12 protein-coding genes are annotated in these 12,994 nt (G+C 41.6%); 11 read left to right on the top strand and 1 reads right to left on the bottom strand.

What is annotated here, in order from left to right:
- Positions 1–144: 144 nt before the first annotated feature.
- Entirely contained in the window at positions 145–2,352 is a 2,208-nt protein-coding gene (locus tag J3L16_RS06700) for a TonB-dependent hemoglobin/transferrin/lactoferrin family receptor (protein WP_207612114.1), read from the top strand.
- Positions 2,353–2,380: 28 nt separating this feature from the next.
- Positions 2,381–3,103: a DUF2470 domain-containing protein gene (locus J3L16_RS06695; RefSeq protein ID WP_207612113.1), complete on the top strand. Its 723-nt coding sequence runs from the start codon at positions 2,381–2,383 to the stop codon at positions 3,101–3,103.
- A 2-nt stretch (positions 3,104–3,105) separates the two neighbouring features.
- On the opposite strand, the gene J3L16_RS06690 is transcribed toward J3L16_RS06695, so the two are convergent.
- The gene (locus tag J3L16_RS06690; RefSeq protein WP_207612112.1) at positions 3,106–3,243 is read right to left on the bottom strand and encodes a hypothetical protein; all 138 of its coding nucleotides are present in this window, start codon (positions 3,241–3,243) and stop codon (positions 3,106–3,108) included.
- A 146-nt stretch (positions 3,244–3,389) separates the two neighbouring features.
- Between J3L16_RS06690 and ndk the strand changes: the two genes are divergently transcribed.
- The 9 genes from ndk (at position 3,390) to der (ending at position 12,992) form a co-directional block, all read left to right on the top strand.
- The gene (gene ndk, locus J3L16_RS06685; protein WP_207612111.1) at positions 3,390–3,821 is read left to right on the top strand and encodes a nucleoside-diphosphate kinase; all 432 of its coding nucleotides are present in this window, start codon (positions 3,390–3,392) and stop codon (positions 3,819–3,821) included.
- Positions 3,822–3,901: 80 nt separating this feature from the next.
- On the top strand, positions 3,902–5,017 hold the full coding sequence (locus J3L16_RS06680) for a bifunctional tRNA (adenosine(37)-C2)-methyltransferase TrmG/ribosomal RNA large subunit methyltransferase RlmN (RefSeq protein WP_207612110.1): 1,116 nt from the start codon (positions 3,902–3,904) through the stop codon (positions 5,015–5,017).
- Positions 5,018–5,048: 31 nt separating this feature from the next.
- Positions 5,049–6,017, top strand: a complete 969-nt coding sequence (gene pilW, locus J3L16_RS06675; RefSeq protein WP_207612109.1) for a type IV pilus biogenesis/stability protein PilW — start codon at positions 5,049–5,051, stop codon at positions 6,015–6,017.
- A 4-nt stretch (positions 6,018–6,021) separates the two neighbouring features.
- Positions 6,022–7,119 (top strand): RodZ domain-containing protein, encoded by a 1,098-nt coding sequence (locus J3L16_RS06670; RefSeq protein ID WP_207612108.1) that lies wholly within the window; start codon positions 6,022–6,024, stop codon positions 7,117–7,119.
- 2 nt (positions 7,120–7,121) lie between these two features.
- Positions 7,122–8,240, top strand: coding sequence for a flavodoxin-dependent (E)-4-hydroxy-3-methylbut-2-enyl-diphosphate synthase (gene ispG / locus J3L16_RS06665; protein WP_207612107.1), 1,119 nt, complete (start codon positions 7,122–7,124; stop codon positions 8,238–8,240).
- Positions 8,241–8,322: 82 nt separating this feature from the next.
- On the top strand, positions 8,323–9,597 hold the full coding sequence (hisS, locus tag J3L16_RS06660; RefSeq protein ID WP_207612106.1) for a histidine--tRNA ligase: 1,275 nt from the start codon (positions 8,323–8,325) through the stop codon (positions 9,595–9,597).
- Positions 9,598–9,663: 66 nt separating this feature from the next.
- Positions 9,664–10,284 (top strand): tetratricopeptide repeat protein, encoded by a 621-nt coding sequence (locus tag J3L16_RS06655; RefSeq protein WP_207612105.1) that lies wholly within the window; start codon positions 9,664–9,666, stop codon positions 10,282–10,284.
- Position 10,285: 1 nt separating this feature from the next.
- Complete coding sequence (gene bamB, locus J3L16_RS06650; protein WP_347564646.1) at positions 10,286–11,527, top strand: outer membrane protein assembly factor BamB; 1,242 nt, start codon at positions 10,286–10,288, stop codon at positions 11,525–11,527.
- A 16-nt stretch (positions 11,528–11,543) separates the two neighbouring features.
- Positions 11,544–12,992, top strand: a complete 1,449-nt coding sequence (gene der / locus J3L16_RS06645) for a ribosome biogenesis GTPase Der (protein ID WP_207612104.1) — start codon at positions 11,544–11,546, stop codon at positions 12,990–12,992.
- The last annotated feature ends 2 nt before the right edge of the window (positions 12,993–12,994 follow it).

Genomic DNA, 12,994 nt, shown 5'->3' with positions numbered 1-12,994 from the left:
AATTATCGTTAGCATTCAAAAAATTATTGAAAAAAAATGTTTTTGTGATAATTTATTTTCAATAATGAGAACCATTATCATTACGTTTTGGTTTTTATGTATACACATTTATTAAATACACACCCTTAGTTGGACATTTAAATTATGAAATATTCCCGCCTCTCCTTGTCACTTGTCTTGGCCTTTCACGGTGCGTCAGCTTATGCCGAAGAAGTAAATACTGTAGAAAATATTACGGTGACTGCATCGAGAGTTGAACGTAATATTGATGAAATAGCATCGACAATCACAGTGATTGACTCTGAGCAGATTGACAAACAAACCGTAACGGACATTAAAGATTTAATTCGCTATGAACCGGGGGTTGTAGTTGAAGGTAATGGCCGTTTTGGTTTATCAGGGTTTAATATTCGCGGTATTAATGGCGACCGAATTTTGATGCTTCTAGACGGTGCACCGTTGGCGGATGAGTTTAGTTTTGGCCCAGCGTTATCTGCCCGCAGAGATTTTGTTGATGTGGATTTGATAGACCGCGTAGAAATTATTCGAGGACCGGCATCAACACTGTATGGTAGTGATGCGATTGGTGGAGTGGTTTCTTTTATTACAAAGGATCCGAGTCAGCTTTTAGAAGAGGGGAAATCCTTTGGCGGTAAAGTTAAAGCAGGCTATTCCAGTGCTGCAGACGAATACGTAGTGAATGGCCAAATTGCCGGTGCAAAAGACAAAGTAAGTTGGTTGCTTAATGCTACCCACAGGGAAGGCTCAGAAACAGAAACCTTTTTTGATGATGATACTGTAGGGACGGAACGACGTTCAGCAAATCCGCAAGACAATACCACTGATGCCGTTCAATTTAAGTTGAATTTTCAGCCAAGCGAGCATCATGAAATCACCTTTTTGGCGGATTATTTAAAATCTGAATCTGATACTGACGTGTTATCTCAGGCGACGACTAGCGTTGGAAGTACTATTATTAATGAAAGCTTAGGCTTTGATGAAAGAGAGCGAAGTCGTTTACAAGCGAATTATTACTATACTGGTAAAACCGCGATTTTTGATAAAGCCTTAGTGCGAGCTTATTGGCAAGAATCTGAAACTTCACAGGCTACTTTCGATGAACGTTTTGGCGCGGCAAGCTTCTTCGATCCTACCCCCGTGTTACTTGATAGAGCCAGAGACAGCCATTTCGATCAAGAAGTAACAGGTGCAATTGTGCAGTTTGATAAAGGTTTCACAGTTGCAAACAGTAAACACTACCTTATTTACGGTAGTGAAATTCAATACACTGACAGCAAAGCCTTGAGAGAAGGTTCTACAACTATTCAAGAAACAGGCGAGTCTGTGGCTGAATTCACTGTATTCCCAGCTAGAGACTTTCCCATTTCAGATGCGCGAGAGTTGTCGTTTTTCCTACATGATGAAATCAGCTTTTTTGATGGTAAGCTAACGGTGAGTCCAGGTGTTCGCTATGATGAATTTAAGTTAACACCTCGTCCAGACGAGTTATTTACCAACGCCAACCCTGGCGTAGAAACCGTTCCTTTTGACGACTCACAAGTGTCATTTAAAATTGGCACTGTGTATAACATCTCAGAATCAACCAATACTTGGCTACAGTTTTCTCAAGGGTTTAGAATTCCTCCGTACGACGATTTAAACATTGGCTTTACCAACTTAGCGGGTGGATACACCTCTTTATCTAACCCTGACTTAGAGCCAGAAAGTGTAGACAGTTGGGAAGTGGGTGTGCGTCAAAGTCTTGATGCAGTATCTTGGAGTGTAAGTGCTTACTATAATGACTATGATAACTTTATTGAATCATTGGCTGCACAAGGGTTTGACCCAGTATTAGGATTATTGGTGTTTCAATCGCAAAATCGCGAGTCTGTTAATATTAAAGGTATTGATGCCAGCGCAACTTGGTATTTAGGCGAGTCGTTTGAAGGATTAGATGGCTGGAGTATAAATACAGCGCTTACTTGGTTAGAAAGTGAAGATGAATCAACAGGACAAGAAGTTGAATCTATTATTTCACCTCAGGCAGTGGTTGGTGCAGGGTATACTAATGTAGAGCAAGGCTGGTCTGTTGAATTGGTAGGAACCTTTGTGGAGCGTTTTGACCAACAAAATGATCCTGCGCTATTTGAAGCCCCAGGATATGCGAAGTTTGATTTTCTTGCTAGTGCAGACATAACAGAAGATTTATCTGTAAATATAGGTATCTTTAATTTATTCGACAGAGAAATTGTTAATGGTACAGAAGTACGAGGGCTACCTGTGGGAAGTAATACGGGGTTCTATACAGAACCGGGTAGAAACATTGCATTAAATGCAACGTATTCATTCTAACCAATAATAAAATGAATAGGACAGAGTTATGAGAGAACAGGCTTTACGAGAAGCCAAGTTGTTACTACGCCAATCAGAAGTAGGCGTAGTCTCAACATTATCAAAAAATTTGCGTGGCTACCCTTTTGGTTCAGTCACGCCGTTTTTATCAGATAGTGCGGGTCATATTTACTTTTATATCAGTGATATTGCTCAACACGCGGCGAATATGGTTGCCGATAGTCGAATGAGTTTAACTATCTATAAAGAACGAAAAAGTGGTGATCAAAACGAAAATGCGCGATTAACAATTGTCGGAGATGGTGAACCTTTGAACGGTGAGCTTCACGACGAAATGTTAGCTCGCTACGTACAGCGCTTTCCTGAGTCAGAAAGCTATAAACAAGCCCATGATTTTAGAATATGGAAAGTAGAGATAAAGCGCGTACGTTATATTGGTGGTTTTGGAAAAATATTCTGGTTAGAGAAAGAAGAATGGATGCAAAAAACGACGCCATGGGATAAGCAAACCGAAGACGGCATGATTGCCCATATGAATGAAGATCATCAAGATGCGATGACTTTGATTTTGCAGTCTTATGCTGGAATTGAAGATGAAAATGTTATTATGGTTGGTGTACAAACTGACGGATGCTATTTGCAAACCAATGATGAAAACGTCTTTATTCCCTTTGATGCTATATGTGAACAGTCTGTTGACGTAAGAGTACAATTAGTGGCCTTAACCAAGGCGGCAAGAAACGCAGTTTAAAGTTATTCTTCAGGGGCTAAGTCGAGCCAGTCTAATTGATAGGTATCGCAACTATCAGTGACAGACAGGTCTTCGTCTTGGTCCCAAAATGCTTGCATAAGGGCTCGGACTTCTTCGTTGGAAAGCAGTTTATTTGCCATAAAATGTCCGCAATTTTCTTAATAATATAAAGGTGTTATTAGGTAAGACCGTATTAATCGAAAAAAGTTTGCTAAAAAATTAGCCATTAACACTGCTATTCCTTATACTTCGCGCGTTTTTATGAACTTTTACGACGGAGAATCCCATGGCGCTAGAGCGTACATTTTCTATTATAAAGCCTGATGCGGTTGCAAAAAACGTAATCGGTGCTATCTACAACCGTTTTGAATCAGCAGGCCTACGCATTGTTGCATCAAAAATGGTTCACATGAGCAACGAACAAGCGGAAGGTTTTTATGCTGAGCATAAAGAGCGTCCTTTTTTCGGCGCATTGGTTGACTTCATGACATCAGGCCCAGTGATGGTTCAAGTGTTGGAAGGCGAAAATGCGGTTGTTAAAAACCGTGAAATTATGGGTGCAACTAACCCATCTGAAGCTGCTGCGGGTACGCTTAGAGCTGACTACGCTGTTTCTATTGATGAGAACGCAGTTCATGGTTCAGATGCGCCTGAATCAGCCGCAAGAGAAATTGCATACTTCTTTTCAGAAGAAGAAATTTGTCCTCGTACTCGTTAAACTAACGATTGCCGGACCAAAAGGGAGCTTCGGCTCCCTTTTTGCTATAATACATAGAGTGAAATGACAAGGTATCAGCCGTGACTAAAACCAACCTACTGAATCTCAATCGCAAAGCAATGCGAGAATTTTTTTCCACAATTGGTGAAAAACCTTTTCGCGCAGATCAGTTGATGAAATGGATTTATCAAAAAGGCGTCAGTGATTTCGCTCAAATGACCGACCTAAATAAAGGGTTAAGAGACAAGCTTACTGAGCAATGTGAAATTGTTGCACCTGAAATTTCTTACCACCAACAAGCTACTGATGGCACGATTAAATTTGCATTGAAACTTGAGGGAGGCCAAGAAGTTGAATCGGTTTGGATCCCAGAAACAGATCGGGCGACCTTGTGTGTGTCATCTCAAGTAGGCTGTGCACTAGAGTGTACGTTTTGCTCAACTGCTCAACAAGGTTTTAACCGAAACTTGACCGTCAGTGAAATTATTGGCCAAGTATGGCGTGTCGCGACGACGTTAGGTTTATCGCCAGACACGAGTAAGCGCCCCGTTACGAATGTAGTCATGATGGGCATGGGCGAGCCGCTTCTTAATTTGAAAAATGTGGTTCCTGCAATGGATATCATGATGGATGACTTTGGCTTTGGGCTGTCCAAACGTCGAGTGACCTTAAGTACATCGGGTGTTGTACCCGCGCTAGATAAATTAGGCGATGAAATCGATGTTGCGTTAGCTATTTCTTTACATGCTCCAGACAATAAACTTCGAGATGAGATTGTTCCGGTTAATAAAAAATACCCGATTGATGTATTTTTAGCTGGCGTAAGGCGTTATTTAGCAAAGTCTAAAGCGAATCAAGGAAAAGTTACGGTTGAATATGTTATGTTGAATCAAATCAACGATAGCACTGACCAAGCCCATGAATTAGGAAAGGTTTTAAAAGACACGCCGTGTAAGATTAATTTGATCCCATTTAACCCTTATCCTGGATCACCTTATACCTGTTCGAGTAATTCTCGTATCGATCGTTTTTCGAAAGTACTGATGGAATATGGTTATACCGTTGTAGTACGTAAGACGAGAGGGGATGATATTGATGCGGCCTGTGGCCAATTAGTGGGCGATGTTGTTGATAGAACAAGAAGAATGTTAAAAAAACAGGTGAAGGGTAAGCCAATTTCGGTAAAAATGAGATAGTTAACTGAATCATCAGTAAAAAGTGAGTGGAATGCGTATATTTTTAGTTGTTTTAGTCCTATTTGTCAGTGGTTGTGTAAGCCATAATGAAAGTAGTGCGAAGAAAAATGTAGATTATGAAAGTGCTGCACGTACGCGTATATCTTTAGGTTTAACTTATCTTAAAAATGGTAGCTACGTGCAAGCAAAGCAAAATTTGGATCAAGCGTTAGATTTTGCCCCTAGATTAGCAAATGCACACTATAGCTTGGCATACTATTACCAAACAGTAGGTGAAATAGAGCAGGCGACGGAATATTATGAAAATGCGGTGGAATTGGAGCCTGAAAATCCAGATATAGCGAATAGCTATGGTGCATTTTTATGTCAACAAAATAAGTACGAAGAGGCAAAACGGTATTTTCTTTTAGCGGTTAACACAAAACGTTATGCAAACAGCGCACAAACCTATGAAAATTTGGCTATTTGCGCGAGAAAAGAAAATTACAATAGCGATGCAATTGATTATCTTCGCTCTGCGCTGAATCACCAACCTGGAAGAATGCAGTCACTGCTTTTATTGAGCGAATTGTACATTGAAAACGGCGATTATGACGACGCAGAACAAACCCTTGATACAATAGAGCGTTTTGGCAGAATCGATGCTGATATGCTTTGGATGAGAGTTGATGTAGCTCGTCGGCAGGGGAAACTAGAACAAGCGAAAGATTACGGCACTATGCTCACTACCGTATACCCTCAAAGCCCTCTCTCTAAGCGTTATAAAGAAGACCCAGTTAAAATTTATAAAGCGCCTGTAAAAAAAGATTCGCCCACGGATACGAATGAAGAAGTTAGTGAAACATTGCAACACCTTGTTAAAAAAGGTGAAAACTTATTTAGATTGTCAGTAAAATACAATATTGCAATGCATAGACTAATTGAATGGAACGAACTAAACCAAGCCGGTGATATACGGGTTGGTGATAAGTTGTGGTTGGTGCCTTTGGCGAAGCGTTAATTGGATGAACACGATGTCTGACGAAAATACAGAGCAAATTAAACCGGAAATAAACCCTGGTTTAAATCTTAAAATAGCACGAGAACAAAATGGCTTGTCGCTAGAGCAAGTATCCCAAAAACTCTATATCAAAGCTGATGAATTATCGGCAATTGAAAGAAATGAAATTAACCACAATAAATCAATAACCTTTACTAAAGGATATGTGAAAAGCTACGCAAAACTTGTTGGTTTGAACGTAGATTCAGTCATTGCCGATTTCGATACGTATCACAATAGACCTGAAGACACAGCAAAGCTTCAGAGCTTTTCCCGTCGAGTAGAAAATGAAGCAACAGACGATCGCTGGATGATGGTGACCTACATTATGCTACTCGTTATTCTGGGTGGTGTAGTATGGTGGTGGTTACAACAGCCAGATTCCTCTATTGGCAATGACGCCATTGCTCTTCCTACGCTTCCTAAAAGTGTTGATTCTGACGCTGCTAGTCCAGAAGTACAATTATTAGATGTCCCTCTTCAAAGAGACAATGATGAACAGGCAAGCTTAACGGCATTAACCGAAGCTGAAAACGATTCCGTTGAGTCAATATTAGCTGAACCCATAGAAGACAAGGTTGAAAGCGAAGCTTTAGATGTTACTCTTTTTGAAGGGGCGGTCGATCTTGTAGAAGAAAGGAGCGTGCCTGAAAGCAGTGTACTAGAAGGGAATGCGGAAGAAATCGACTCACAAGAAACTAATACGCCAGAAATTACTGTTGTTAGCTCTGAGCCTGAAGTCATTGTTGATGACTTCAAGGTTATAGAGTCTGAAGAAACTCAAACCATAATTGAGGAAACAACTGAATCATCTTCTTTAGTACCAGTAGTCTTTACGTTTTCACAAGATTGCTGGGTGAATATTGTGGATGGGTCCGGTGAAGCCATTGCTTACGGTGTTAAAAAGGCGGGAAGAGTTATGGAAATTGAAGGTGTTGCGCCTTTCACCGTCACCTTGGGTGCACCTCATGTGGTTAATATTGTTTATGATGGCGAAACCGTAGATTTATCAAAATTTTCTGGTGGCCAAATTGCTAAATTCGTTCTTCCAGTACAAGGCTAGTTATGTTTTCTGAGACTCCAATCACCCGTCGCCAATCTAAGCGAATTTATGTGGGCAATGTACCCATTGGCGATAATGCGCCTATTGCTGTGCAATCGATGACGAATACGTTAACTACTGATGTAGAGGCTACCGTTGCTCAAATTAAGCGCATTCAAGATATCGGTGGCGATCTTGTACGAGTCTCTGTGCCGACCATGGATGCAGCTGAAGCCTTTAAAATCATCAAACAAAAAGTGGATATTCCACTCATTGCAGATATTCATTTTGATTACCGCATTGCGTTAAAAGTCGCGGAATACGGTGTGGATTGCTTGCGAATTAACCCGGGAAATATTGGTAGTATGGAAAGGGTTAGGGCGGTTGTCGACTGCGCTTCTGATAAAAATATACCTATTCGAATTGGCGTGAATGGCGGCTCGCTAGAAAAAGAAATTCAAGAAAAGTACGGTGAACCTGCACCTGAAGCCCTTGTTGAATCAGCAATGCGTCATGTTGATATTTTAGACAAACTCAATTTCGAAAATTTCAAAGTCAGTGTAAAAGCCTCCGATGTGTTTTTGGCGGTAGGCGCCTATCGTGAATTAGCGAAACAAATAGAACAGCCATTGCATTTAGGTATTACTGAAGCTGGCGGGTTACGCACAGGTTCAGTGAAAAGTGCTGTTGGGCTTGGAATGCTATTAGCTGAAGGTATCGGTGACACTATTCGGGTGTCTTTAGCGGCAGATCCTGTTGAAGAAATTAAAGTGGGTTTTGATATTCTTAAATCTTTGAGAATACGCTCTAGAGGAATAAACTTTATTGCTTGTCCTAGCTGCTCAAGACAAGAGTTTGACGTTATTAGTACGGTTAATGCTCTAGAAGAAAGACTGGAAGACATAGTTACACCAATGGATGTATCGATTATAGGTTGTGTGGTTAATGGGCCAGGTGAAGCTGAAGTGTCAGACCTTGGTTTAACCGGGGCTCGTAATATGAGTGGGTTTTACTTAGACGGTAAAAGGCAGAAAGAACGTCTGGCTAACGATGAACTTGTCACACGGCTGGAAGCGAAAATTCGAGCAAAAGCAAAATTACTCGATGAAACTCAGCGTATACCAGTGCAACAAAAGGACTAGAGGTTTGGCGCGCTGGCATTTATAATGCCTCGCTTTTTTGTTATCTCGTGTTTTCGTCTATAGCGTCAAATTAAGGAATCTTGTGTCAAAGTCATTACAAGCCATTAGAGGTATGAACGATTGTCTACCTGAGCAAACCTACCGTTGGCAGTATGTTGAATCGGTGTTAAGAGAGGTTGTGGGTCAGTATGGCTATCAAGAAATTCGCACACCTATTGTCGAAAGCACAGAACTATTCAAGCGCTCTATTGGTGAAGTGACAGACATTGTAGAAAAAGAAATGTACACCTTTGCTGATCGCAATAGTGACAGCCTTACTTTGCGCCCTGAAGGAACCGCTAGTTGTGTCAGAGCAGGCATACAACATGGTTTACTCTACAACCAACAACAACGTTTGTGGTATATGGGGCCCATGTTTCGCCATGAAAGACCACAAAAAGGTCGCTATCGCCAGTTTCATCAGTTTGGCGTAGAAACCTTTGGTATTGATGGTCCTGATATAGACGCTGAAATTATCATTATGACGGCTCGTTTATGGAAAAAATTTGGTATTGCTGATCAGGTCAAATTACAGCTTAATTCCCTAGGTGAAACGCAAGCTAGAGAAGACTTTAAACAAGCGCTGGTTGTCTATTTAACCCAACATAAAGATAAATTAGACGAAGACAGTACACGAAGACTTTCGTCTAATCCTTTGCGGATTCTCGACAGTAAAAATGCCGATGTACAAGCACTTTTGAATGACGCGCCAGTATTATCTGATTACTTGGACGAAGAGGCGACAAAACATTTTAATGGTTTGTGTGAACGATTAAGTGCCGCAGGTATCGAATATGAGTTAAACCCTCGTTTAGTACGTGGTTTGGATTACTACAATAAGACGGTATTCGAGTGGGTGACTGACAGTTTAGGGGCCCAAGGTACGGTTTGTGCTGGTGGCCGTTACGATGGGTTAGTGGCGCAATTAGGGGCGAAACCTACACCTGCCGTCGGCTTTGCTATGGGCATAGAACGCTTAGTTTTATTGCTAGAAGTCCTTGAGAGTTTTGAGAAGAGTGCATCCCAAGCCTATGTTTATGTGTCGGCCCTGGGTGATGACTGCATAGACTATGCAATAGAAGTCGCTGAGTATTTAAGAGATAAATTAAAAGACAAACCTATATTAATGCATTGTGGTGGTGGCAATTTTAAAAAACAGCTTAAACGTGCTGATAAAGCCGGTGCTGATTTTGCGGTTATTTTGGGTGAAACAGAAAAAGATAAAGGTTCAGTGGTGTTAAAACCATTGAGAGGACAAGCTGACCAAGTTGAAATACAACTTGGTGAGTTAATAAATGAATTAGAAAAATTTAGTTAAGGTCGAATATATACCCATATAGCTAATGGTATTAGACCCAACAAGAATCAATAAAGAGGTTGAAGCGTGGACGAATTTGCAACTGAAGAACAACAAGAAGAAGCAATTAAACGATTTTTGAAAGAAAATGGAGTTGCAATTATCGCGGGCGCCGTCATTGGGATAGGTGGCTTGTGGGGATGGCAGACCTACACTGATTCGCAAATAAATGGAAAAGAAGCTGCGTCGATTCAATATCAAAAGGCGGTTGAAACGGCAGTATCTGATGATTCAATTGATGCGTTGGCAACTTTTACCGCAGAGTCTGAAAATAAAGGCTATACCGCTATAAGCTCTCTTGTGCTTGCCAAAGAATATGTTGATGCGGCTAATTTAGATAGCGCGGCGGATGTTTTAGAAAATGTTGTTGTATCTGAAGAGGGAACACCTCTGGGCTCGATTGCAGCAATCAGACTTGCCGCTATTCAAATGGAACAAGAAAAGTACGACGCGGTATTGTCAACGGTTGAACGTATTACCGGAGAAGCATTTTTGTCTCAATCTTTGTCTTTAAAAGGCGATGCGCTTAGTGCATTGACTCGTGTTGATGAAGCCAAAAGCGCTTATATTGCAGCACTTGAAAAGTCGCCTGAAAATCAACAAGTCCAAATGAAATTAGACAATTTAGAGCTAAATACCGGAGCATAAAGTGGCTAATAACGCAGTAAAACCCATTGTAAGTTTGTTGTTGCTGGCAACGTTATCCGGCTGCACGACTATAAGCGATTGGTTTAAAGACGACGAAGAAATAGCAGTAAGACGATTAAAGCCCATTGAGCCTTTATTTGAAATTGATGAAGTATGGGACGCATCAGTAGGTGATGGCGTTGACGGTTATTTCTCTCGGTTACGCCCTGTAGAAAATGAAGGCATTCTTTATGTTGCTGATCGAAAAGGGTACTTAGAAGCGCTAAATGTTGAATCGGGAAAGCGCATCTGGCGTACTGATTTTGGTATATATGAGAGTAAAGGGTGGTTATCTGGCGCAAGCAAGTGGTTCTCTCGAGGGGAATCTGCTCGTTTGTCTAGTTTGGCTTTCGGCTATGATAAGTTGTTCTTAGGTTCTGAAAACGGCGACTTTATTGCTGTAGACCCAAAAGATGGAAGTATCCTTTGGGAAACTAGAATTGCTGGCGAAATTTTGGCACCGGCCACTACTGGTGAAGGCCTTGCGATTGTTAATACTGGTAGCGGTGTGCTGTTCGCTTTTGACGAAAAAACAGGTGAACTGAGGTGGCGCACAAATGCAGATGTTCCACCTTTAACGCTTCGTGGTATTTCGGCACCTAAGGCTGAGGCGGGTGGCGTTATAGTGGGAACCCCTACGGGATACATCCAGGTGAGTGTTATTGAAAATGGCTTAACTGCATGGGAAACCTCTATTGCTCAACCAACTGGCGCAACTGAACTAGAGCGTATTGTAGATATAGATTCTTCCCCTTTAATCTACCGCGGTATTATTTACGCTATTTCATTTAATGGCACCTTAGCGTCAGTAGAGTTGCGAAGTGGGCGTATTATTTGGAAACGGGAATACGGGTCATTTAGAAATATTTCTTTAGGTGAAGACACTTTATACGTAGTCGATGTAGACTCAAATATTCTTGCTCTTGATAGACGAAATGGTATTGAAAAGTGGTCTCAAAACAGCATGGCTGGCCGTAGACTTACTTCTGCAATCCCCTTTGGTGAGCATGTAGTCGTAGGTGACAACTATGGCTTTTTGCATTGGATAAATACAGAAACTGGCGCTATCGAATCTCGATATGATTTAGGCGACGACGACGACGATGGCGCGATCTTTGGTGACCCTATTGTTGTGAACGACACACTTATTGCAGTGACCCGGGACGGTGACGTAGCAGCTTTAAAACCCGAACAAGCTAATTAAAGCTGAGGAATAATTTATGTTACCTGTGGTTGCGCTCGTAGGGCGTCCCAATGTGGGGAAATCCACGCTATTTAATCGCTTAACTCATACTAGAGATGCGTTAGTTGCTGATTTTCCAGGGTTAACCCGTGATCGTAAATACGGCCAAGCCAGTTATGAAGAACGCCAGTTTATTGTTGTAGATACTGGCGGGATCTCAGGTGATGAAGCTGGCATTGATATGCACATGGCAGAGCAGTCTTTAAAAGCCATTGATGAAGCTGATGTTGTCATGTTTATGGTCGATGCTCGTGCTGGTGTGCTCCCTGCGGATGTCGGTATTGCTGAGCATCTACGGAAAGTCTCTAAAACCGTATACCTTGTCGCTAATAAAGTCGATGGCATTGATGGCGACAGTGAGTCGGCAGAATTCTATAGTTTGGGATTGGGCACTGTTCATCAAATTGCGGCTGCCCACGGCAGAGGCATAGGACAGTTACTGACAACCACCTTATCGCCTTTAGCTAGCGATTTCCCAGACATGAAAATTGAGCCTCAGTCTGACGAAGCAGCAACGGAAGAAGATGCAGAAGCGCAACGAGAGCGATTACAATCACTGCCGATAAAACTCGCTATCGTAGGCAAACCTAATGTAGGTAAATCTACCTTAACAAATCGCATACTCGGTGAAGATCGAGTTGTGGTTTTCGATATGCCTGGCACCACCCGAGACAGTATTTTCATTCCGTTTGAAAGAGACGAACGAGAATATATTATTATCGATACTGCTGGTGTACGAAAGCGCAAGAAAGTATCAGATGCGGTAGAGAAATTTTCTATTGTAAAAACACTGCAAGCTATTGAAGAGTCCAACGTCGTATTACTTGTGATTGATGCACGAGAAGGGATCACGGATCAAGACCTAAGCTTATTGGGCTTTGTACTCAATAGTGGCCGTTCTTTGGTTATCGCCGTGAATAAATGGGATGGGTTAAATCAAGACATTAAAAATGATATCAAACGCGAGATTGACCGACGTTTAGGTTTTATTGATTTTGCTCGTTTGCATTTTATTTCTGCATTGCACGGTAGTGGTGTAGGGAATTTGTTTGAATCAGTACAAGAAGCGTATCACAGTGCGACTAAGCGGGTGAATACCGCATTATTGACTCAAATTATGGAAATGGCACAAGACGATCACCAGCCTCCGATGGTACGTGGACGCAGAGTGAAGATGAAATATGCCCATGCAGGAGGTTATAACCCACCTGTGGTTGTTATTCATGGTAACCAAGTACAAGACTTACCTAGCGCATATAAACGCTATATGACTAACTACTACCGAAAAGCGTTAGAAATGATGGGGACGCCCATTAAAGTTGAGTTTCGTGAAGGCAGTAACCCATTTGAAGGCAAGAAAAACCAGCTTACACTCACACAACAGCGTAAACGCCGTCGCTTAATGGCATTGCACAAGAAAAAGTAAGC

Source organism: Alteromonas sp. 5E99-2 (assembly GCF_017368475.1).
Lineage (GTDB): Bacteria > Pseudomonadota > Gammaproteobacteria > Enterobacterales > Alteromonadaceae > Alteromonas_F.
The sequence above is the reverse complement of the archived record's forward strand: the minus strand, read 5'-3'. Positions and strand labels throughout refer to the sequence as shown.

Bases quoted from the DNA above. Each gene is read 5' to 3' on its own strand.
- ispG (WP_207612107.1), top strand. From the start codon at position 7,122: ATGTTTTCTGAGACTCCAATCACCCGTCGCCAATCTAAGCGAATTTAT.
- ndk (WP_207612111.1), top strand. From the start codon at position 3,390: ATGGCGCTAGAGCGTACATTTTCTATTATAAAGCCTGATGCGGTTGCA.
- J3L16_RS06700 (WP_207612114.1), top strand. From the start codon at position 145: ATGAAATATTCCCGCCTCTCCTTGTCACTTGTCTTGGCCTTTCACGGT.
- J3L16_RS06670 (WP_207612108.1), top strand. From the start codon at position 6,022: ATGAACACGATGTCTGACGAAAATACAGAGCAAATTAAACCGGAAATA.
- J3L16_RS06695 (WP_207612113.1), top strand. From the start codon at position 2,381: ATGAGAGAACAGGCTTTACGAGAAGCCAAGTTGTTACTACGCCAATCA.
- der (WP_207612104.1), top strand. From the start codon at position 11,544: ATGTTACCTGTGGTTGCGCTCGTAGGGCGTCCCAATGTGGGGAAATCC.
- J3L16_RS06690 (WP_207612112.1), bottom strand. From the start codon at position 3,243: ATGGCAAATAAACTGCTTTCCAACGAAGAAGTCCGAGCCCTTATGCAA.
- pilW (WP_207612109.1), top strand. From the start codon at position 5,049: ATGCGTATATTTTTAGTTGTTTTAGTCCTATTTGTCAGTGGTTGTGTA.